The organism is Alphaproteobacteria bacterium, from assembly GCA_020638555.1.
Lineage (GTDB): Bacteria > Pseudomonadota > Alphaproteobacteria > Bin95 > Bin95 > JACKII01.
Genome location: JACKII010000001.1, coordinates 249437 through 270290 on the forward strand (window position 1 = coordinate 249437; position 20854 = coordinate 270290).

17 protein-coding genes and 2 pseudogenes are annotated in these 20854 nt (G+C 67.2%); 12 read left to right on the forward strand and 7 right to left on the reverse strand.

Going from position 1 to position 20854, the window contains the following annotated elements:
* Positions 1-268: 268 nt before the first annotated feature.
* Together H6844_01155 and rpmG are read left to right on the forward strand one after the other, a co-directional pair.
* On the forward strand, positions 269-1663 hold the full coding sequence (locus H6844_01155; GenBank protein MCB9928015.1) for a PDZ domain-containing protein: 1395 nt from the start codon (positions 269-271) through the stop codon (positions 1661-1663).
* A gap of 97 nt (positions 1664-1760) precedes the next feature.
* The gene (rpmG, locus tag H6844_01160) at positions 1761-1928 is read left to right on the forward strand and encodes a 50S ribosomal protein L33 (GenBank protein MCB9928016.1); all 168 of its coding nucleotides are present in this window, start codon (positions 1761-1763) and stop codon (positions 1926-1928) included.
* A 181-nt stretch (positions 1929-2109) separates the two neighbouring features.
* On the opposite strand, the gene pdxH is transcribed toward rpmG, so the two are convergent.
* Positions 2110-2691 carry a pyridoxamine 5'-phosphate oxidase gene (gene pdxH / locus H6844_01165; GenBank protein ID MCB9928017.1) on the reverse strand — a complete coding sequence of 194 codons (582 nt, stop codon included), beginning with the start codon at positions 2689-2691 and terminating at the stop codon, positions 2110-2112.
* A gap of 143 nt (positions 2692-2834) precedes the next feature.
* On the opposite strand from pdxH, the gene H6844_01170 reads away from it, so the two are divergent.
* Both H6844_01170 and H6844_01175 read left to right on the forward strand, forming a co-directional pair.
* On the forward strand, positions 2835-3299 hold the full coding sequence (locus H6844_01170) for a glycine zipper 2TM domain-containing protein (protein ID MCB9928018.1): 465 nt from the start codon (positions 2835-2837) through the stop codon (positions 3297-3299).
* 27 nt (positions 3300-3326) lie between these two features.
* Entirely contained in the window at positions 3327-4277 is a 951-nt protein-coding gene (locus H6844_01175; protein MCB9928019.1) for a J domain-containing protein, read from the forward strand.
* On the opposite strand, the gene H6844_01180 is transcribed toward H6844_01175, so the two are convergent.
* Positions 4256-5500: a YihY family inner membrane protein gene (locus tag H6844_01180; GenBank protein MCB9928020.1), complete on the reverse strand. Its 1245-nt coding sequence runs from the start codon at positions 5498-5500 to the stop codon at positions 4256-4258. The genes H6844_01175 and H6844_01180 overlap by 22 nt on opposite strands.
* Before the next feature lie 167 nt (positions 5501-5667).
* Between H6844_01180 and fabI the strand changes: the two are divergent.
* Positions 5668-6503 (forward strand): annotated as a pseudogene (fabI, locus tag H6844_01185) (enoyl-ACP reductase FabI).
* Between the two features lie 26 nt (positions 6504-6529).
* Positions 6530-7627: pseudogene (aroC, locus tag H6844_01190) on the forward strand (chorismate synthase).
* 299 nt (positions 7628-7926) lie between these two features.
* Here aroC and H6844_01195 read toward each other — a convergent pair.
* The 3 genes from H6844_01195 to H6844_01205 form a co-directional block, all read right to left on the reverse strand.
* Positions 7927-8841 carry a cyclase family protein gene (locus tag H6844_01195; protein ID MCB9928021.1) on the reverse strand — a complete coding sequence of 305 codons (915 nt, stop codon included), beginning with the start codon at positions 8839-8841 and terminating at the stop codon, positions 7927-7929.
* Between the two features lie 121 nt (positions 8842-8962).
* A complete protein-coding gene (locus tag H6844_01200; protein ID MCB9928022.1) occupies positions 8963-10177 on the reverse strand; it encodes an NADP-dependent isocitrate dehydrogenase in 1215 nt (404 codons plus the stop codon).
* A gap of 227 nt (positions 10178-10404) precedes the next feature.
* Positions 10405-10950, reverse strand: a complete 546-nt coding sequence (locus H6844_01205) for a TIGR00730 family Rossman fold protein (protein ID MCB9928023.1) — start codon at positions 10948-10950, stop codon at positions 10405-10407.
* A 131-nt stretch (positions 10951-11081) separates the two neighbouring features.
* Between H6844_01205 and H6844_01210 the strand changes: the two genes are divergently transcribed.
* The 3 genes from H6844_01210 to H6844_01220 all read left to right on the forward strand — a co-directional run bounded on the left by H6844_01210 (position 11082) and on the right by H6844_01220 (position 14426).
* Positions 11082-12071, forward strand: coding sequence for a LysM peptidoglycan-binding domain-containing protein (locus H6844_01210; GenBank protein MCB9928024.1), 990 nt, complete (start codon positions 11082-11084; stop codon positions 12069-12071).
* A gap of 81 nt (positions 12072-12152) precedes the next feature.
* On the forward strand, positions 12153-12917 hold the full coding sequence (locus H6844_01215) for a DUF1223 domain-containing protein (GenBank protein MCB9928025.1): 765 nt from the start codon (positions 12153-12155) through the stop codon (positions 12915-12917).
* A 78-nt stretch (positions 12918-12995) separates the two neighbouring features.
* Positions 12996-14426: a glycosyltransferase family 39 protein gene (locus H6844_01220; GenBank protein ID MCB9928026.1), complete on the forward strand. Its 1431-nt coding sequence runs from the start codon at positions 12996-12998 to the stop codon at positions 14424-14426.
* Between the two features lies 1 nt (position 14427).
* Here the strand turns inward: H6844_01220 and H6844_01225 are convergent, their stop codons facing one another.
* Positions 14428-17190, reverse strand: coding sequence for a caspase family protein (locus tag H6844_01225; protein MCB9928027.1), 2763 nt, complete (start codon positions 17188-17190; stop codon positions 14428-14430).
* 477 nt (positions 17191-17667) lie between these two features.
* Between H6844_01225 and H6844_01230 the strand changes: the two genes are divergently transcribed.
* The gene (locus H6844_01230; protein ID MCB9928028.1) at positions 17668-18714 is read left to right on the forward strand and encodes a hypothetical protein; all 1047 of its coding nucleotides are present in this window, start codon (positions 17668-17670) and stop codon (positions 18712-18714) included.
* 18 nt (positions 18715-18732) lie between these two features.
* On the opposite strand, the gene H6844_01235 is transcribed toward H6844_01230, so the two are convergent.
* Complete coding sequence (locus H6844_01235) at positions 18733-19155, reverse strand: metallopeptidase family protein (GenBank protein MCB9928029.1); 423 nt, start codon at positions 19153-19155, stop codon at positions 18733-18735.
* Positions 19156-19194: 39 nt separating this feature from the next.
* On the opposite strand from H6844_01235, the gene H6844_01240 reads away from it, so the two are divergent.
* Both H6844_01240 and H6844_01245 read left to right on the forward strand, forming a co-directional pair.
* Positions 19195-19494: a 4a-hydroxytetrahydrobiopterin dehydratase gene (locus tag H6844_01240; protein MCB9928030.1), complete on the forward strand. Its 300-nt coding sequence runs from the start codon at positions 19195-19197 to the stop codon at positions 19492-19494.
* A 338-nt stretch (positions 19495-19832) separates the two neighbouring features.
* Positions 19833-20819 carry an ABC transporter substrate-binding protein gene (locus tag H6844_01245; GenBank protein ID MCB9928031.1) on the forward strand — a complete coding sequence of 329 codons (987 nt, stop codon included), beginning with the start codon at positions 19833-19835 and terminating at the stop codon, positions 20817-20819.
* The last annotated feature ends 35 nt before the right edge of the window (positions 20820-20854 follow it).

Genomic DNA, 20854 nt, shown 5'->3' on the forward strand with positions numbered 1-20854 from the left:
GCCATCAGGCGCCGATGCTACAGTCGCCACCATGCTTCTTGACGCCGTTATTCGCGCACCCGTGCAGGCCATACGCAGGGGCGTTGCTTGGTGCGCGTTCGCCTTTGGGTTGTTTGCCGTCGTCGCCATCCTGTTGTCGGGTTGTGCGAGCCGGCCGAATATTCCCTCCGACGCCTATGGGGAGACGACGGCGCAGCGTTTGTTCGCTGATGCGTATGGGCATATCCAGGACCGCTATATCGAGCCGGTGGCGATCGGACCCTTGGCAATGGCCGGTTTGAAGCAACTTTTGGCGACGCAGAACGATCCAAGCCTGCGGCTGCAGGTCGTCGGCACGAAGGTCGTGTTGATGGCGCAGGGCGCCAAGCTGGCCGAATTCGCCCGCCCGGATCGGCACGATGCCAAGGGTTGGGCCCGGGTGACGGCGGATGCGATCGAACGGGCCGCCGCAGTGGAGCCGGGATTGCGCGCCGAGCCGGCCGAAGCGATCTATCAGGAGGTGTTCGACGGGGCCCTCGCTTTGCTCGACCCGTTTTCGCGCTATGCCAGCGCCGAGGCCGCGGCACAGCAACGGGCCGCCCGCGAGGGGTTTGACGGGCTCGGCATCTCCATCCAGACCGTCGACGGCGTGACCCGCGTGGTCGAAGTGATGGAGGGAACACCGGCCCAGGGCGGCGGCTTGGAGGTCGGCGACGTCATCACCCATGTGGACGGCCATCCGTTGGCCGGCCTTGATTCAACCGCAGTGATCGAGCGGTTGCGCGGTCCGGCCGGCAGCCTGGCGGTGCTGGACCTGCGGCGCCCGGTTCCGGGGCAACCGCGCCCACCGCCGCGAATCCTGCAAGTGAAAGTGCGACGGGCCCATGTGGTGCCGGTCACGGTCCACACCCGACTGGATGGCAATCTGGCGGTGATCCGCATCAGCAGTTTCAACCGCAATACCACGCGCGATCTGGAACGGCAGTACCGGCAGCTTCCGATCGGGAGGGTGCGCGGGTTGATCCTCGATCTTCGCGACAATCCCGGCGGATTGTTGGATCAGGCGGTGCTGACCGCCGACCTCTTTCTGGACAGCGGTGTGGTCATCAGCACGTTCGGCCGACACCCCGCCGCCAGCAGCGTCTTCATCGCCGACCGGCATCGGATCGCCGCCGGCCTGCCGATCGTGCTGTTGACGAATGGCGGTTCGGCGTCCTCGGCCGAAATGCTGGCGGCGTCGCTCCAGGACCGGGGCCGTGCCGTGGTGGTGGGGACCGTCACCCATGGCAAGGGCTCGGTGCAGAATCTGGCGCGCCTGCCGAACGGCGGCGAACTCGTCATCACCTGGTCGCGATTGCACGCCCCGTCGGGCTATATTCTGGACGGCCTGGGCGTGCTGCCGACGGTCTGCACCGCGGCGGCGAACAAAAACGGCAATGCGGAACCGATTGCGGCCCGGCTCGATGACTATGCCATGCAGGCACCTCGCTGGCAGCGCTACAACCATGTCGATCCGGCGCTGGCAGCGACGTTGCGAGCGGCCTGTCCGGCGGGGCCGGCGGACGAGGCCCGGGATATGGAACTGGCCAAGAACCTGTTGCGGCATCCCGCTCTTTATCGCCGCGCCTTGCGCCCGGCGCCGGGCACCACGGCCGCCGGAACGGCATCGCACGCTACCCTGTGAGACGTGGCGCAGGATGCCTCCGATTGGCAGGCTCTTGACCGCGGCGGGAAGAGCGGCTAACAAGCGTCCCTTGTTTTGCTGACGAGGAAGTCCCGTTATGGCCAAACCCGCCACCGTTCTGGTCAAGTTGGTGAGCACCGCCGACACCGGCTATTTCTATGTTGCGAAGAAGAACCCGCGCACCAAGCCGGAAAAGCTCGAATTCAAGAAGTTCGACCCCGTCGCGCGCAAGCACGTGGTGTTCAAAGAGCAGAAGATGAAATAAGCCGCCTGACGGCGGTTGCCGGATCCCGCAGGCAAGCGGTTCCCCGATTTCGGGGTCGAACCGCTCTGCGGCGGGTCCGGGTCTTCGAAGAGTCGGTCGCGCAAACGGGTCCGTTTGCGCGATTGCTGCGTTTGGAGCACGGGGTTGCCGCGCTCCAAACGCCGTCTTTTGGGCGAGGCCCTTACGGAAACAGCCGCTGCACTTGCCAGCCAGCGCCGGCCCGGGTGAACCGGAAACGGTCGTGCAGTCGGAAGGGCTGATCCATCCAGAACTCGATTTCCGCCGGCACCAGCCGGTAGCCGCCCCAATGCGCCGGCCGTGGCACGGCCTTTCCGTCATAGTGGGCTTCCACATCCGAGACCGCCTGCACCAGCGCCTCGCGCGAGGCCAGCGGCTGCGATTGTTGCGAGGCATGGGCGCCGATCTGGCTGCCCCGTTCGCGCGTCGCGAAATACGCGTCCGAGGCGTCCGGCGGCAGTTTCTCCACCGTGCCCACCACCCGTACCTGCCGGCGTAGCGTCTTCCAGTGGAAGCACAGGGCGGCCCGACCGGTTTCCAACTCACGGCCCTTGCGGCTCTGATAGTTGGTGAAGAACTGGAACGCCCCGTCCTCCACCCCTTTCAGCAGCAGGATGCGCACCGATGGCTGGCCGTCTGCGGTGACGGTTGCCACCGACATCGCATTGGCATCGTTCGGCTCGGTTTTTTCGGCGTCGGCGAGCCAGGTTTCGAACTGGCGGATGGGGTCGGTCGATGCGTCCATTGCAATATTGCCACATTTGCGGTTCGTTGATTGGCACCATAGCAAATAGGCCGAATGCTTCCTATTTGGAGGAAGGTTCTTTGACACAGGGCGCCTTGCGGGGCGCCTGCAACGGTAAGAGGGCGGACTAGAGGATGATGAAAATGCGGCGCTTTGCAGTGGTGATAGCCATTCCCCTGGCGCTCGCGGCATGCGAGAGCGGCAACGAGAAACAGACCGCCGGCACGGTGCTGGGCGGTGTTGCGGGCGGCCTCATCGGTTCGACCATCGGTTCGGGCTCGGGCAAGACCGCCGCGATCATCGCCGGCGCCGCCATCGGCGCGCTGGCGGGCAACCAGTTGGGCGCCGCGCTCGACGAGCAGGACCGGGACCGGGCCGCGCGCAACACGCAAACGGCGCTGGAAGATTACCCGACCGGCAACACGGCGACCTGGCGCAACCCGGACAATGGCAATTACGGCACCACCACGCCGACCAGCACCTATACCGACGAGAACGGTCAGCCGTGTCGGGAATACACGACCACCGTCACCGTGGCAGGGAAAAAGCAACAGGCGTATGGTAGGGCCTGTCGTGACGCGGAAGGCAATTGGCGCATTGTCAGCTGACCGCAGGGATGGAGTAACGACAGCTCGATGAAAGACCCGTATCAGGCTCTGGGCGTGGCGCGCACCGCTTCGGCGGACGAGATCAAGCGTGCCTACCGCAAGCTGGCGAAACAGTTGCACCCGGACCTCAACCCCGACCGGCCGGATGTGGCCCGCCGCTTTCAGGAGGTCACGGACGCCTACGACGTGCTGACCGACCCGGAGCGCCGGGCTGCCTATGATCGCGGCGAACGCGAGGGCGCGGCGGGTTTCGCCGGCGCCGGCGGCTTTGGCACGCACGGCCGGACCGGGTTCGGCGATGACGGGTTCCAGTTTCGCCGTGGCGGCGTGCCGCCAGACGGGGACGATCTGTTCGAGCAGATTTTCGGCATGTTCGGCCAGGGCGCCAGGCGCAGCGGCTGGCAGCGGCGCGGCCCGCAAGACGATGCGCGCCAGGAACGCGGAGGCCAGGAACGCGGCGGGCGGCCGGAGCCGGTCCGGGTGTCGCTGGACGTACCGTTTCTGGTGGCGGTCAAGGGCGGCACCCAGCGGGTGCAGTTGCCGTCCGGGCGCGAGATCGACCTGCGCATCCCCGCCGGAACGGAGACCGGCACCCAGCTTCGCCTGCCGCATCAGGGGCGCAGCGGGCGCGGCGGCGAAGCCGGCGACGTCATCGTGACGGTGGCGGTGGAGGATCACCCGGTGTTTCGCCGCGACGGCAACGACATTCTGGCCGAACTGGCGGTGGACCTGCACCAGGCGGTGCTGGGCGACCGGGTGACGGTGCCGACCATCGACGGCCCGGTGACCATGCGAGTCCCGCCGGGCTCGAACACCGGCGCGCGCCTGCGTTTGCGCGGCAAGGGTGTGCCGGCGCGGCGCAATGTCGAGGCGGGCGACCAGTATGTGACGCTGCGCATCGTGCTGGCCAATCCGAAAGACCCGGCGCTGAACCGCTTCCTGCGCGAGCGTCAGGCTCAGTCCGCCAAGGCCGACTGAGCGGCCAACCGGTCGGCGAGGAGGCTGGAGAGCGGCTGTTGCAGGGCTTCCGCTTCCGTCGCGCGCAGGTCTGCCAGAATCGCCGTGTCAGGGTCCAGATCGGGTGTGCCGAGGTCCAGCGTCCGCCACAGGGCCAGGACCGGCGTGCGCGCCAGATCCCGCCCCAGCAGCAAATGGCCGTCGGCGGTTTCGGCCACGAAACCGGCGGAGATCAGGGCGTCCAGGACGTTGCCGGCCCAGGCGGCCTCCAGCGCCTCCGCGGAATCGCGGGCGATGCTGCCGCCATTGCCCGCCAGGCCCCAAAGCCGTTCCAGCAGCACCAAAGCGGCTTCGAGCCGGCCGGCGGCCGACCGGGCGACGGCTTGGTCGCGTGAGAGATCGCGTCGCCATTGCGGCAGCGCCGCCGTGACCTCGGCGCCGATCAGGATCACGGTCCAGGAGGCGTAGAGCCACATCAGGAAGATCGGGATGGTGGCCAGCGCCCCATAGATCACCTGATAGTTGTCGGCATTGTCGACATATACGGCAAAACCCAGCTTCAGTATTTCGAACAGCACCGCCGCCAGCGCGCCGCCGATGGCGGCGTGGCGCAGCCGGACGCGGGTGTGGGGAATGACGACATAAAGCAGGCTGAAGGCAACCCATTGCAGGGCCAGCGGCAGCAGGCGGCTCAGTTCGCGCGCGACGCTCATGACCAGATCGTCGTCCGAGACCGCGAAAAAATAGCTGGTGAGCGACAGGCTCGCACCCAGCAGCAGCGGCCCGAGCGTCAGCACCGACCAGAAGCGCAGAATGCGGAGCGCTATGGACCGCGGGCTTGCCACCCGCCAGATGCGGTTAAACGTGCCTTCGATGGTGAACAGCAGCATGATCGCCGTCACGCCGATGCCGGCCAGGCCGGTGGCGGTGAGCTTGCCGGCATTGCCCAGGAACCGGTCGATCTGGGCCGCGACCTCCGCCTGCGAGGTCGGCAGCAACACGTCCAGCACCGCGTGTTTCACCGTCTCTCGCATGTCCTCGAACGTGCCGAAGGCGGACAGGATGGCCAGAAACACCACCAACAGGGGAATCAGGCTCAGCAGCGTGGTGTAGGTGAGCGCCGACGCGGTCTGCAAACCGCGGTCGGTCACGAAGCGGTGTACCACCAGCCGGACGAACGCCACCAGTTGCTGGCGGGTGGACGGCTGGCCGATCCAGCCGAGGGTGCGAGGCGATAGCGCCATTGCGTCTCTCTCCGTGCTGCCGCATAAACAAAGGGGAAGCACCGGGGTCGCCCCGGACGGCATGTGCTTCCGCCAGCCCTTGTGTATTGGGATATGTGCGGAAGGCCAACCCTTTGCATGGCGTTCGGTTCGGGCCTTGCCTATAGGCGCAAGTCGTAGGAGTCACGATGGAATTGCAGTCGAACCTCATGGCCGGCAAGCGCGGGCTGATCATGGGCGTCGCCAACGATCGCTCGCTGGCCTGGGGATCGCCCAGACGCTGGCCGCGCATGGGGCGAGCCTGGCGTTTACCTACCAGGGCGAGGCGTTGGAAAAGCGCGTGCGGCCGCTGGCGGAATCAGTGGGCAGCAATCTGGTGTTGCCGGCGGATGTGACGGACGACGCCAGCCTGGACGCGCTGTTCGCGACGCTGGGCGAGACCTGGGGCAGTCTGGATTTCGTCGTCCACGCCATTGCCTTCAGCGACAAGGACCAGTTGAAGGGCCGCTATGCGGACACCACGCGCGAGAATTTCCTGATGACCATGGATATTTCGTGCTTTTCCTTCACCGACGTGGCCCGCCGCGCCAGCGCGATGATGCCGAACGGCGGCTCGCTGGTGACGCTGACCTATTACGGCGCCGAACGGGTCATGCCCCATTACAACGTCATGGGCGTGGCCAAGGCGGCGCTGGAGGCGAGCGTGCGCTATCTGGCCATGGATCTGGGCCGCGACAACATTCGCGTCAACGCCATCTCCGCCGGTCCGGCGCGGACGCTGGCCGCCTCCGGCATCGGCGATTTCCGCTATATCCTGAAGTGGAACGAGTTCAACGCGCCGCTGCAACGCAACGTCACCTTGCAGGATGTGGGCGGCAGCGCGCTCTATCTGTTGAGCGACCTGGGCGCCGGTGTTTCCGGTGAGACCCACCATGTCGACTGCGGCTATCATGTCGTCGGCATGATGCACCCGCACCGCTCCCAGGACACCGCCGACCTGTTGTCGACGTTCAAAGAAAAGTAACGGCAAAGAGAAGTAAGCCCACCCGCATGAGCTTCAACAGCTTCGGTCACTGCTTCCGCTTCACCACCTGGGGCGAAAGCCACGGGCCCGCCATTGGCTGTGTCGTCGATGGCGTGCCGCCGCGCGTGCCGCTGACCGAGGCCCAGGTGCAGGCGCGGCTCGACCGGCGCCGGCCAGGCCAGAGCCGATTCACCACCCAGCGGCAGGAGCCGGATCGGGTGAAAATCCTCTCCGGCGTGTTCGAGGGCGTGACCACCGGCACCTCCATCGGCATGGTGATCGAGAACACCGACCAGCGCAGCCGCGACTATGGCGAGATTCTCGACCGCTACCGGCCGGGTCATGCGGATTACACCTACCAGGCCAAATACGGCATCCGCGACTATCGCGGCGGCGGCCGCTCGTCGGCGCGCGAGACGGCGATGCGGGTTGCTGCCGGCGCGGTGGCGGAGGCGGTGTTGCGGCACCTGCTCGGATGGCCTGCCGGGTGCGCGGTGCGTTGGTGGCCATGGGTGGCGACGCGATCGACCGCGCCGCCTGGGACTGGGCCGAGGTCGACCGCAACCCCTTCTTCTGCCCCGATGGCGCCGCCGCTGCCCGCTGGGCTCAGACCCTGGATGCGGTGCGCAAGGCCGGCTCGTCCCTGGGCGCGGTGATCGAGGTGGTGGCCGATGGCGTGCCGCCGGGCCTGGGCGAGCCGATCTATGGCAAGCTGGACAGCGACCTGGCTGCGGCCCTGATGAGCATCAACGCGGTCAAGGGGGTAGAGATCGGCGACGGTTTCGCGTCGGCCGCGCTCCGGGGCGAGGACGCGCACGACCGTCTCTATCCCGGCAACGGCTCCGGAGCCGCGCTTCGAGACCAATCACGCGGGCGGCGTGCTGGGCGGCATTCCTCCTGGCCAGCCGTTGGTGGCGCGCTTTGCGGTGAAGCCCACCAGCTCGCTGCTGATTCCGCAGCCGAGCGTCACGGTGACAGGTGAGCCGGTGGAGGTGCGCACCAAAGGCCGGCATGACCCCTGCGTCGGCATCCGCGCCGTGCCGGTGGGCGAGGCGATGACGGCCTTGGTCCTGGCCGACCACCTGTTGCGCCATCGCGGCCAGGTCGGCGAGACTTGGCGCTGACGGGGGCTGTTTCCCGGCCGAGCCGGAGGCGAGGGCCGGGACCGCTGTCTTCATCCGAAGACCGCCGCCGGCCGTGTTCGCATGCTGCGACCGGCCCCGGATAGCAGCTCCGCCACCTCCGGGGGTCATGAGTCACCCGGTGGTTTCTGCCTGAGGCGGCGCGCCTTGAAGGCCGCCACCCACTGCTTCGAGTCTCGCTCCCGCTCAGGCCTGGGCTCCTGCCTGCGCGGGAGAAGGAGGGATGGACGCTCGCACCGCGGCGGGAAGGGCCGAGACCCAAACCCAATTGCCGTCCGCAATCAGACGATCGCCACTGGCCGCACCGGCGAGCCGGTCGCGCCCTTGAACTTGATCGGCACCATGCTGAGGCAGAAGGTGGAAATTCCCGCTGCGGCCAGGCCGTCCAGGGCCAGGTTCTCCACCAGATAGACCCCGGCCTCGGCCAGACAGTGCTGATGCACCGGCATCAGGATTTCCGGGTGGTTTTCGGCCGGCAGCACCTCCACGGCCATGTTGTCGGCGCCGATGGCGACCACGTCCTGCTCGGTCAGCCAGTGTGCCGCCGCGGTGTTCAGCCCCGGTTCGCCGGAAAGATATTTGGCGTTGTCGGTCATGAAGAACCGGCCCCAGCCGGTGCGCACGAACGCCACGTCGCCGGGGCGGAGCGCCGTCTTGGCCTTGTCCAGCGCCCGCTTCAGGTCGTCCGGTCCTACCGCCCGGCCGGAGCCGAGAAAGGCCTCGCCGTCGGCGTCGGCCACGTTCAGCAGCACGGCGCGGGTGATGATCGGCGGGCAGTGCTCGATGCCCAGGTTGACCAGACCCCAGTCGTCGACCGTGTCATCGACGGAATAGCCGCCATAGAGATGTTCGCCGATGGAGAAATGGCCGAGCGCGTCCATGTGGGTGCCCACATGGGTGGTCATCTCGATCCGCTCCAGGTTGGAGCCGGCGTCGTTGGTCGCCCCCATGGCGCGGCGGCGCCGGGCCGAGTTGCGGGCGGTCGAAGACGCGCTCAGGATGAAGGGGGTTTGCGCCGGCGCCATGGCGGGCGCGCCCATCTGCGTTTCGAACGACAGGTCCCAGACCTCGCCCCGCTGCACCTCGCGCAGGGCCTGCAGCGTGTTGGCGGGCGTCAGCAGGGCACCGGCGCCCAACTGGTCGCCCTGGCCCCATGTGTCGGCCCAGTGGCGGTGGTCGTGCACGCAGTTGGTCATGGTCTGGCGGGTCCTCCGGTGGATCGTTCGGCGCGCCGTTTCGGCGGCAGGCCGCATCCTGGCACCGGCTGCGACGGTCCACAAGCAGGGCCGCCGTCGGTTTCGCCAAAGACCGGGTGGGTCAGGCCAGTTTTTTCTGGAGGTTTCGATCCAGCGTTGCCAGGAATTCCTGGGTGGTCATCCAGTCCTGTTCCGGCCCCACCAGGATGGCCAGATCCTTGGTCATGGCGCCGCCTTCGACGCTGGCGACGCAGACCTCTTCCAGCGCCGCCGCGAACTGCTCCACATCCGGCGTGTTGTCCATCTGGCCCCGGTATTTCAGCGCGCGGGTCCAGGCGAAGATCGAGGCGATCGGGTTGGTGGAGGTTTCCTTGCCCTGCTGGTGCATGCGGTAGTGGCGCGTGACCGTGCCGTGCGCAGCCTCGGCCTCGACCGTGTTGCCGTCGGGGGTCAAGAGCACGCTGGTCATCAGCCCCAGCGAGCCATAGCCCTGGGCCACGGTGTCGGACTGCACGTCGCCGTCATAGTTCTTGCAGGCCCAGACATAGCCACCCTCCCATTTCAGGCAGCAGGCCACCATGTCGTCGATCAACCGGTGCTGGTAGGTCAGGCGCCGGTCGTCGAACTGGCGTTTGAACTCGGCGTTGAACACTTCCTCGAACAGGTCCTTGAAGCGGCCGTCATAGCCTTTGAGGATCGTGTTCTTGGTGGACAGATAGACCGGGTAATTGCGTTGCAGGCCGTAATTGAAGCAGGCCCGCGCGAAGCCGCGGATGGATTCGTCCAGGTTGTACATGGCCATGGCGACGCCACCCGCCTGGAAGTCGAACACCTCGCGCTCGATGGCCGGGCCGCCATTGGCGGGCTGGAAGCGCATGGTGAGCTTGCCGGCGCCGGGCACGACGAAATCGGTGGCCCGATACTGGTCGCCGAAGGCGTGGCGGCCGATGACGATGGGCTGGGTCCAACCCGGCACCAGGCGGGGCACGTTCCGGCAGATGATCGGCTCGCGGAAGACGGTGCCGCCCAGAATGTTGCGGATGGTGCCGTTCGGCGAGCGCCACATTTGTTTCAGGTTGAATTCCGCCACCCGCGCCTCGTCCGGCGTGATGGTCGCGCATTTCACGCCGACGCCGTATTCCTTGATCGCGTTGGCCGCGTCCACCGTGATCTGGTCGCTGGTCTCGTCGCGCTTCTGGATCGACAGGTCGTAGTATTTCAGGTCGATGTCCAGATAGGGCAGGATCAGCTTCTGCTTGATGAAGTCCCAGATGATCCGGGTCATTTCGTCGCCGTCGAGTTCGACGACCGGGGATTTGACGGTGATCTTGGCCATGGTCGATGGGCTCCGGTGGAGGCGCTGGCGCGGCGCCCGATTTCGGGAATCGGATGGCGCTGCTGTCACTCTGTAATTCGCGAGCGGTCGTCGTCCGACCGGTGGACCGTTCGAACAGCCGATGCTCTTGCCTGTTGCGGCCGGACCGTATCAGCCGCTGCGGCCGACGCAAGAGGACGGAGCGTCATGCGTCTTTCGTTCAGTGCGACTGCGGCGAACCGGCCGGCCTAATCCAGGCCCAGCACCTGGAAGGCGTCGTCCAGGCGGTGTTCCAGCCGGTAGAGATTGCGGATGCCTTCGCTGGCAAAGCCGTGGGCGATGGCGTGCTCCAGCGCGGCCATGAACGGATCCCAGAAATTGCCTTCATCCAGCAATACCAACGGCTTGTCGACTTGTGCGAGGTGGCGCCAGGTCAGCACTTCCAGCACTTCGTCCAGGGTGCCGATGCCGCCGGGCAGAGCCAGAAACCCATCGGAGAGGTCGAACATGGCCTGTTTGCGCTGAAACATGTCGTCGGTCACGATCAGGCGCGACAGCCGGTCGTGCTGCCGTTCGGCATGGCGCAGGAAGTGGGGAATGATACCGGTCACATGGCCGCCGGCCGCCAGCACGCTGTCGCTGACGACGCCCATCAGCCCCAACGCTCCGCCGCCATAGACGAGCCCCGCCCCGCGTTCGGCGAGGCCACGGCCAACGCGGATGGCGAGATCGCGATAAGCGGGCAATGTGCCGTGACGTGAGCCACAGAACACACAGATGGCGGTGCGGGTCATTCCGGCGGGCTCTCCTTGCCATGGTATCGTAGCGGCAGAGGTCCGGATACGATAGCGCCGGTTAGGGTTGCGAACCGGCGCCTGCCTTCTGCTATACAAAGGTAAAAGCAAGGGAAAGGGTACGGAATGCCGTGCGAGTAGAAGTCGCGGCCTATGTCGTCGTGGCGATGGCGGTCGGTGCGGCGGCGACGATCGGATCATGGAATCCGGACTGGGAATTCAAAAATCCGGAGCTGGAGGCGCGCGTCGTTGTCGGTAGCGACCCGCCGCCGGGAGCCGAGGCGGCGCTTGCGCAAAGGGCAGTGCGGACACCGTCGGCCGGTGTTGCGGCCGCTCCCACATGGACCGTCGCCGTCGGAAAGACCACTCCGTCGTCCGGCCAGGGCGATGACACCGCTACGACGCTGGCCTCCGGCCCGTCCCGGCCCGATGCGGCGCCGGAACCGATTCCGAAGCCGGGCGGCGGCGATTTGGCGGCTGGTCAGGCCGACCGGAACGATGCCCGCTCTCACGGCCGGCTCGGGCCGGCGCCCGCCGATACGACGGTGGCGGCTGCGGTGCCTGCGAGTGCCCGGGGTCCGTCCGCCGCCGTGCCCGCCTCCATTCCCGAGGCGATTAGGGCGGCCGCGGCCGAACCGGACCCGAACCGTCCCCAATCCGGCAAGTTGTCGGTGGCGCGGGTGGAATACGATGACCGGGGCGAGGTGGTGCTGGAGGGCTCGGCCACGCCGGGCAATTCGGTGCGTGTCCGCCTGAACGGCGTGTCGATGGGCCGGGCCCGGGCGGATGCGGAGGGGCATTGGCGCCTCCAACCGGACCGGCCGGTCGCCGCCGGTCAGTATCAGCTTGAGGCCGAGGAAATCGACGGGAATGGCAAGGCGACGGCGATGGTGGCGTTGCCGTTCGCCAAGGCGGAAAACACGGAAGACCTGCCGAAACCGGATAGTCTGGTGGTCCAGCCCGGCAACAGCCTGTGGCGGCTGGCCGAGCGGATTTATGGCGACGGGTTCCAGTATGTCCGCATTTTCGAGGCGAACCATGGCCAGATCCGCGACCCGGACCTGATCTATCCGGGCCAGATTTTTCAGATCCCCTCTTCGCCGCATCAAGACGAGCGGTGAGCGGCCGCGGGTCGGAGACTTGACGAAAATGTGTGACGGCTGTCGCTTGTCTAAAGGATGAGCGCCCGTTACCTAGCCGGAATGCGAGTTGTCACCTCTCCGATCCTGGCCGTGTTGCTGGCGTTGTCCGGTATCGCTGCCGCCATGACCTTCGATGCGTCCGCCCGCAGCCCCGCGGTGCTGCCCGATGGGCCGGTGCTGGTCGAGTTGTTCACGTCGCAAGGCTGCTCGTCCTGTCCGCCGGCGGACCGGTTGCTGGGCCGCCTGGCCGGGGAAAAGGGCGTTGTCGCCCTTGGCTATCACGTGACCTACTGGGATCGACTGGGCTGGCCCGACCCGTTCGCCACCGCCTGGGGCACCCGCCGCCAGTACGGCTATGGCGAAACCGTCAGTGCCGGCCGGATTTATACCCCGCAAATTGTAATTGACGGTCGGACTCATGTGGTCGGGTCGAACGAGGGGCAGGTTCGGGCAGAGATTGCCGCGGCGTCCCGCGGCCTGCACCCGGCGACGCCGGTGCTGCGCTGGATGCCCGACAACCGGTTGCAGATCGTCCTGCCCGACGCGGCCGAAGCGGCCGGTGCCGAGATTTGGCTGGTCCGCTTCGACCGCCGGCGCGAAACCGCGGTTCAGCGCGGCGAGAATGGCGGCCGGCGGCTCGCCAATTTTCAGGTCGCGCGCGAGCGGGTCAGTCTGGGTCGGTTCGACGGACGCGCACGCACGCTGGAAGCCGCGGTTCCGTCGCAAGGCGATGCCGGTTGGGGCGTGGCCGTGATCGTGCAACAGCCGGGACCGGGCCGGGTCTGGGGTTCCGCCCTGCTGGACGCGCCGCGACCGGACGCGTAAGACGGCGGCGGTTCGGTGGGCCGGTTCGGCCTGCCGGCATTGCCCGCCCCGCTCAAGGTCTCCGGATCGGACGCCCGCATGCTCGCCCTTTGGCGCCGCCACCCCCTAGCCCTCGCCGCCGTCTTTGTGCTGACCCTTACCGTCTGGCGCATTGCGGCGCTGGGGTTGAGCGACCTCGACCTGTTTTTCGACGAGGCGCAATACTGGTTCTGGGCCAAGCATCCCGCGCTCGGCTATTATTCGAAACCGCCGGTGATCGCCTGGCTCGTCGCCGTATCGACGGCGCTGGCCGGCGATACGGAATTCGGCGTGCGCCTGTTTATGCCGCTCTGCTATGCGGTGACGGCCGGCCTGGGTGCCGCCGTGGCGGGGTTGGTCTATGACCGCCGCGCGGCCGCCTGGACGGCGATCACGCTCGCCACCCTGCCGGCGGTGAGCCTGTCGGCAGGGCTCGCCTCCACCGACGTGCCGCTGTTGTTGTGCTGGGCGGCGGCACTGCTGTGCTGGTTCCGCTACTGGCGCGAAGGCGGGCGCTGGTGGATCGGCTTCGGCCTGGCCTTCGGCGCCGGGCTGATGAGCAAGTATGCCATGGCCTACTGGCTGCTGTGCCTGCCGGTGGCGCTGGTGCTGGTGCCGGAAATGCGCGGGCTGCTGCGCCGGCCGGGCCTGTGGCTGGGGCTGGGGCTGGGGCTGTTGCTGTTCCTGCCGAATGTCTGGTGGAACGCGACGCACGAACTGGCGAGTTTCAGCCACACCGCCGACAATGCCCACTGGGCCGGGCCGACCCTGAAGCCCGGCAAGCTGGCGGAATTCGCGGGCGCCCAGTTCGGCGTGATGGGGCCGATCCTGCTGCTCGTCTTCTGTTGGGCGCTGGTCGGCTGGCGCCGGTTGCGCGCGGAGGAGCGGGTCCTGGCCGCGTTCTCATTCCCGGTGCTGGTGCTGATGCTGGCCCAGGCGCTGGTTTCGCGCGCCCATGCCAACTGGGCGGCGGTTGCCTATATCGCCGCCACGGTTCTGGTGGTGGGGTTCCTGTTGCGCCGAGGTCATGCCCGGTGGCTGGGCCTGTCCTTCGCGCTGCATTTGGTGGTGGCGGTGGCGATGATGCACGGCGCTGCCATCGCCCCCGCCCTGGGCTTCGATCCCTGGAGCCGGCTGCGCGGCTGGCGGGCGATGGGCGCGGCGGTGGCGGACCGGATCGCCGCGATGCCGGGCGCCATGCTGACCGCCGACGATCGCGCGGTGATCGCCGAGCTGCTGTTCTATGTGCGACCGCAGCCGGAATGGGTGAAACTGCGCAGCGGCGAGCGGGCCAGCGACCATTATGAACTGGTGAGCGACCCGGCCCGGATCGGCGACCGGCCCGTTCTCTATGTCACCCGCAACACCACGCCCGCGCGGCTGTCCGGGCGGTTCGCCACGGTGGAGCCGCAGCCACCGGTCCAGCGCAATCGCCCGACCCGAGGGCCTGAAACCTATCGCGTTTACCGGCTGGACGGCTTCGAGGGATAGCTTAGAAACTTGGCACGGCCTGGCCGATCGCTCGCCACAACACCCGCCCCAGCGCCGCGCCCGTCCCACCGCCGCGCTTGTTGCCGCCGGAAGCCCCGTTCTGGGCCAGCCCCGGGTCCCTGCCGCCGACCGGCGACACCTGCCAGAACGGCGCACGCATCAGGTCGGCGCGGCCGACGATCACCGGCTTTTGGCGGTCGCGCGACTGCCGCACCACTTGGGCCTCGACCCATTCGCGGATGTCGAGTGCGGTCAGGGCACCGGCATTGCGACGGTTGGCAAAGTGTTCAGGGGATTGCAGCGCCTCCAGCAACACGCTGGTAAAGACGCCATGACCCAGCCGGTCCGATTCCCGCGCAGTCTGGTCCTCCGAAGAGGCCGCAAACAGGATCAGGCCGGGATCGGCCTGCATCAGCCGCTCCGCATAGGCCCGCACATCTCGCAAGGGCAGGCGCCGGGGTCTGTTGTCGTCGCTGACGCCGCGGATCGGTGCGGTGGCCAGATTGCCGGCGAAACACGTGTCCATCACCAGCACCTTCTTGCCGGCAATCGCCCGCAAATGGGCCCCCAAATCGTACTCGGAGACCTGGGTCGCGTGTGGATAGGTGTGGTCGTAGTCCCAGGGCAGAAAATAATAGTTGTACATCCAGTCGGATTTGGCATGTCCGGCGAAGAAGATCATCACCCAGTCTTGAGGCTTTGCCTTGCGCCGCAGTTTTGCCAGTTCCACCAGGATCGCCTTGCGGTTGGCCTGACCATCGAGGATGACCACGGTCTCGACGTCGCGATAAAGCTGGGTCTGGGTTTTCCGCACCAGACCGGCGAAGGCGGCGGCATCGGCCGCCGCATAGTTCAGGTGCCAGCGCCGGTCGTAATAGTCGTCAATGCCGACTGCGAGGACGTAGAGATTAGGCCGGCTGAAATCGAGGATTTGATACTCCGTCCGCCCACCCTCCGGCACTAGGTCGAAGGCGCCGGTGACGGCAAAGGGCAGCCGGATTTTCATGCGAAAGCGCCGCATGCCGGGCTTGAGGGCGGCCGCGGTGCAGGACGGGTCGGCTGCGGACTCCAGCACCTCCGCGGTCACGCCGGGCGCATAAGTGGACCTGTCGGCGCTGGCATCGCCTGGACCGTTCGGGTGGCGCTCGGCCGGGCCCAGGCGGATGCGGGGGCCCTGCCGTTGGCTCAGGGCCAGCGGCGTGCTTGGGTCGCGGACATCGAAGCAGAGCGTAAAGGCGGCGGTGTCGGTCGCCGACGGCACAAAGCCTTGCAGGACTAGCGCAGGCTGGGCATCCGATGGGTCGACGGCTCGGACCTCGATGCGGTAGGGGGCGCCTGTCGTGCCATCGCCGCGGGTCACGACGCCCAGGGTCGAACCGCCTGAAAGGCCGAGTGCCACCACGTCACTGGCCGCGGGCGCAGGCTCGCCTGCCGGCGCCCACCGGTCGCCGTGCAACGTATAGCGGCGCAGATCGACCGTTTGGCTCGACCCTTCGCGGGCGACGGCTGCGAACAAGGTGTGGCCGTCTGCGCTGACCGTGTAGGCACGCAGGCGCTCGCCGGCGAAATCGCGCAATGGTCGGGTGGCCGGCGCCAGGGTCACGAGCCCGTCCGGCCCGTGCATCGGCGCCACTATGGCCGCGGCCTGGGCCGGCGGCGGACAGGGAGTCGGGTTTTCGCTGACGGGATGGAAGGCAACGGGCCCGGCGTCCCCGCCCGGCCAGAAGCAGGCGTTCCGGCCGTCGTCGGAAACCTGCAAGGCGCCTTGGGCATAGGGGCGGGGCGCTAGCACGAAGGCGGGATCGGCCATGCGTTTGCCGTCTGCGGTCTTGGTGTAGCCGCTGTGGCCGGCGACGAGCACCAGCCGGTGGGCGCTGTCGAGCACGGCCACATACCGATGCCGATCCGGGTCGCCGATCGCCTTCCAGGCGGCGGTCAGGGGCAATAGCGCCAGAGCCTGCCCCTGCAACGCCAGTAATTCATTGAAATTGCTCCCGTATAATCGGGCCGTTGCGGCCTTGAGCCGGTCGGGCATGCGCCAGCGTTCGATCCGGTGGGTGACCGCGCCTGCGATTGCGGAGTCGCCATCGCCGAAGGGGCCGATCGCAAGCAGGTACCGGGTTTCGCCGTCGTCAACCCAGGCCAGAGCCTGCGCTCCGGCCCGGCCAAAGCGCGAGCCCGTGGCGATGCGCCGGGGCCGGTGGCTTTGCGGCGTCGCGGGCCCGTCGGGATAGAGCGTGATCCGCCGCGCTTCGCCGACGGCCAGCGCGAACGCCGCTGTCTTTGGGGCAAAGGCGAAGGGCGCTCGCGCCGGCATTGCCTGCGCGGCCGCTTCCGCGCCTTTCTCGGCTGCGGCGTTGGATTCGGGCAGGACGAGAAGCTCGGTAGCTGTGGCGATGCGCAGGGCGCCGTCCGGCCCGTAGCCGATCCAATTGCAACCGCGACTTGTGGGGGCCGCGAGCCTGGTCTCTGCGGCCGATGCGGGGCGGATCAGGATGCCGCCGCTGCCGTCGGGTCGGAAGCGCCGGATCGCGCCGGTTGCGGTGCAGGCCGCGATCTCGGCCCCGCCGGGCGCCGCGGCCAGGCGGGTCAACCGACCATGCAGCACCTCGGCTGCGGCCAGCACCCGCCCACGGCGCCAGTCATAGAGGCGGAGATAGCTGAAGCCCGCGCCGCTGGCGCCGGCTACCAGTAAGCCGCAGCCGGGGTCGACCGGATTGTCGGGGCCGTTGCAGCGGGCATCGGCAAAGGCCAGGGCAGCCACCGGACCCGGCAAGGGCGAGGCCGGCGGTGTGCCGATGCCGGGGCCTTTCTGCCGCAAGGCGGCGCCGAGCGCGGTCTCAGCCTCGGCCAGGCGCCAGAGATAGACCGCGCCGGCCCGGTCGCCGGTGGCAATCAGGCTTTGGTCCGCATTGCTCGCGACCGCCTGGACCGGTGCGGTGTGGCGATGATAGGCGACAACGATGCCCGATCCGTCCGCCCCCGCCGACCGGTCTCCGGCCCGGGACGCCGATGCGGCATCCGTCTCGGGCGACCAGAGGAGCATGAGTGCCAGGGAGATACCCACGGCACCGGGCCGAATTCGCATGCGCTCCTCCCCCTTTGGATCAAGATGTTACCTATTTCTGAATCCACCGTGGCCCCGCTAAGTTAATGGCGCGTTAAGAAGATGATGGGTGCCGGCACCGCCTCGCCCGACCGGCCGTCCGGCACCCGACCCGAACACCGCAGGAAGCACCCCATGTCCAACGCCTTTCACACCACCGTCGTCGGCTCAATGCCGAAACGCCCCTGGCTCTACGAGAAGACCTTCGCGCTCGACGGCAAGCAGGATCATTTCGGCGAGGGCGGGCGCTGGAGCGTGCCGGACGCCCTGCTGCGCACGGCCCAGGATGATGCCACCCGCGCTGTGATCCAGCAGCAGGAACATTCCGGCGTCGACATCGTCTCTGACGGCGAGCAGCGGCGAAAGAACTACGTCACCGCCATCACCGCCGCGATGGGCGGGTTCGACTACGCCAATCTGGCGGAAAAGCAGATGCGTGGCGGTCGGCGCCGGGTGATGACCGGCCGCTGCGTCGGTCCGATCGAGCACAAGGGGCCGATCATCGCCGACGACCTGGCGTTTCTGCTGGCCCACACCGACCGGGCGGTCAAAGTGACATTGCCGGGGCCGATGACCGTGGTCGACAGCACGGTTGATGCCTATTACGGCGACGAGCGCGCCTTCGGCATGGGCTGGGCCGAGGCCGTGAACCGGGAAGCGCGGCTGCTGGACGCCATGGGCGCCGATATCATCCAGTTCGACGAGCCGGTGTTCAGCCGCTATCCGGATCGGTGCGAGGCCTGGGGCATCGAGGCGCTGAACCGTGCGGCCGAGGGGCTGCGCGCCAAGACCGCCGTGCATATCTGTTACGGTTATCCGCAACCGGGGCTGCAACGGCCGATCGTTGACAGCTACAGCCGAGTCATCGCCGCGCTGGAGACCTCCGCCATCGACATTCTGGCGCTGGAGTTCGAGGGCTCGAAGCTGGATGTGGCCGAGCTGAAGGCGTGCCGCTCCAAGACGGTGATGTTCGGCTGCGTGTTCAATTCCGACGACGTGCCGCTGGAAACGCCGGAGCATGTGGCGGACCGGCTGTGCGCAGCGGCGGAGATTTTGTCGCCGGAGCGCGTCATGGCCGCGCCCGACTGCGGCCTGGTCATGTGCTCGCCGGATGTCGCGGTCCGCAAACTGCAGACAATGTGCGCCGGCGCCCATCTCGCCCGGGTGCGCGCAGGCTTGTAGCCGGCGGGGGTTTGTCCCCTACGGCGCGCGGTCGTCCCGCACGTCGTCCCGCACCTGGGCCTCCAGCGCTTCCATGTCCGCGTCGGAGAGGCCGAAATGATGGCCGATTTCGTGGATCAGCACATGGCGCACCACATGGGCCAGGTCCTCGCCGGTCTCGCACCAATAGTCGAGGATCGGCCGGCGGTAGAGGAAGATCCGGTCCAGGTCCTGGGGCACGTCGCCAAGGCTTTTCTCGGCCAGCGAGACCCCGTGATACAGGCCCAGCAGGTCGAAGGGCGATTCCAGCCCCATGGCCTGCTCCACCGCCGCATCGGGGAAGTCCTCGATCAGCACGGCGACGCCCTGGACGTGCCGGGCGAGCGCCGGCGGGATTGCTGCGAAGGCCTGCTCGGCCAGGGCTTGCAGGTCGTCCAGGCTGGGTGGCAGGATTTCCCCCATCACCGAGGGGCCCCCACGCCAAAAGGAGGAACCGACGTCATGGCCACACCTCTGGACGCCGCCGCCCGGCGCGACGCTCTCGATAGCCTTCCTGGCTGGGTAGCGGTGGAGGGGCGGGACGCCATCCGGCGCTCGTTCCGCTTTGAGACTTTCCGCACGGCATTCGCCTTCATGACTGAGGTGGCGTTAATGGCGGAGAAGATGGATCACCATCCCGAATGGTTCAATGTCTATGGTCGGGTCGACATCACGCTGACCAGCCATGACGCCGGCGGCCTGACCCAGCGGGATATTCGCCTGGCGCGGGCCATCGACCGGGCCGCCGCCGGGCGGGATTGAGGCGAGGATCGGGCCGCTCCGCTAGGCCCTGGCTGGGTATCCGCCAAGATTCCGCTTGACATTCTCCGAAATTTTTTTGAGCCGAGGGGTCGACTCGGCTTGTTTGCGTGAGTATTGTTCCGGCATGGGGTCAGATATACGACCCCACCGGGTAATCCGAGTTGGTTCCGCCAACGCGTCGGATTGTAGTGAAGCGACTGGTCCTGGGATAAAGTGTTCCACAGGATAATAAGTCTCGGGACTACGCTTCCAACAGATGGGTATCGAATTTGTACCCCTGTCTCACAGACTAGAACCGAGAGCAGAGAATAGGGAGATTGACCCTTATGCGTTTTTCAATGACTGCCCTTGCGGGAGCCGCCCTGATGGCGCTGGTCGGCGTTCAGCCGGCCGCCGCCGAGTGCGGGCGCGTGACCATTGCCGACATGAACTGGGCCTCGGCGGAATTCGCCGCCTATGTCGACAAGATCATCCTGGAAGAAGGCTATGGCTGTAATGTCGAGCTCGTGCCCGGCGATACCATGCCGACTTCGACCTCGATGATGGAGAAGCAGGAACCCGACATTGCGCCGGAACTGTGGATCAACGCCGTGCGCACCGCGCTGGACCGGGCGGTGGATGAAGGCCGCCTGATTTATGCGGCTGAGATTCTGAAGGATGGCGGCGAAGAAGGCTGGTGGATCCCGCAATACTTTGCCGAGGCCCATCCCGACATCAAAACCGTCAACGACGCGCTGATGCACCCCGAGCTGTTCAAGGATCCGGAGAACCCGGACAAGGGCGCGGTCTATGGCTGCCCGGCCGGCTGGAACTGCCAGATCCTGATGGAAAACCTGTTCAAGGCCTATAAGGGCGCGGAGAAAGGCTTCAATCTGATCGATCCGGGTTCCGCGGCTGGCCTCGACGGCGCGATCGCCAAGGCCTATGAGCGCAAGGAGCCGTGGCTCGGCTACTATTGGGCGCCGACCTCCATTCTCGGCAAATACCCGATGGTCAAGCTCGGCATGGGCGTGAAGCATGACGAGGAAGAGTGGCGCACCTGCACCAGCCAGCCCAACTGCGCCGACCCGAAGCCGAACGCCTGGACCCGCTCGCCGGTGTGGACGGTTGTGACGCCCCGCTTCGCCAAGGCTTCGCCGACCGGCATGGCCTATCTGAAGAAGCGCGCCTGGTCGAACAAGGTCGCCAACGAGGTGTTGGCCTACATGTCCGACAACCAGTACACGGGCGAGGACGGCGCGCGCTACTTCTTGAAGAAGTATCCGGACCTGTGGAAGCAATGGGTTGCGGACGATATCGCGAAAAAGGTCGAAGGCGCGCTTTGAGCGGCGCCTAGGGCGGTAACCGGCGGTGCGGGGTG

Excerpts from the sequence above, each read along its gene's own strand:
- H6844_01235 (MCB9928029.1), bottom strand. The coding sequence starts at position 19,155 with ATGGGGGAAATCCTGCCACCCAGCCTGGACGACCTGCAAGCCCTGGCC.
- H6844_01230 (MCB9928028.1), top strand. The coding sequence starts at position 17,668 with ATGTCCAACGCCTTTCACACCACCGTCGTCGGCTCAATGCCGAAACGC.
- H6844_01155 (MCB9928015.1), top strand. The coding sequence starts at position 269 with ATGGCCGGTTTGAAGCAACTTTTGGCGACGCAGAACGATCCAAGCCTG.
- H6844_01215 (MCB9928025.1), top strand. The coding sequence starts at position 12,153 with ATGCGAGTTGTCACCTCTCCGATCCTGGCCGTGTTGCTGGCGTTGTCC.
- H6844_01170 (MCB9928018.1), top strand. The coding sequence starts at position 2,835 with ATGCGGCGCTTTGCAGTGGTGATAGCCATTCCCCTGGCGCTCGCGGCA.
- H6844_01180 (MCB9928020.1), bottom strand. The coding sequence starts at position 5,500 with ATGGCGCTATCGCCTCGCACCCTCGGCTGGATCGGCCAGCCGTCCACC.
- H6844_01195 (MCB9928021.1), bottom strand. The coding sequence starts at position 8,841 with ATGACCAACTGCGTGCACGACCACCGCCACTGGGCCGACACATGGGGC.
- pdxH (MCB9928017.1), bottom strand. The coding sequence starts at position 2,691 with ATGGACGCATCGACCGACCCCATCCGCCAGTTCGAAACCTGGCTCGCC.
- H6844_01200 (MCB9928022.1), bottom strand. The coding sequence starts at position 10,177 with ATGGCCAAGATCACCGTCAAATCCCCGGTCGTCGAACTCGACGGCGAC.
- H6844_01240 (MCB9928030.1), top strand. The coding sequence starts at position 19,195 with ATGGCCACACCTCTGGACGCCGCCGCCCGGCGCGACGCTCTCGATAGC.
- H6844_01205 (MCB9928023.1), bottom strand. The coding sequence starts at position 10,950 with ATGACCCGCACCGCCATCTGTGTGTTCTGTGGCTCACGTCACGGCACA.
- rpmG (MCB9928016.1), top strand. The coding sequence starts at position 1,761 with ATGGCCAAACCCGCCACCGTTCTGGTCAAGTTGGTGAGCACCGCCGAC.
- H6844_01245 (MCB9928031.1), top strand. The coding sequence starts at position 19,833 with ATGACTGCCCTTGCGGGAGCCGCCCTGATGGCGCTGGTCGGCGTTCAG.
- H6844_01175 (MCB9928019.1), top strand. The coding sequence starts at position 3,327 with ATGAAAGACCCGTATCAGGCTCTGGGCGTGGCGCGCACCGCTTCGGCG.
- H6844_01220 (MCB9928026.1), top strand. The coding sequence starts at position 12,996 with ATGCTCGCCCTTTGGCGCCGCCACCCCCTAGCCCTCGCCGCCGTCTTT.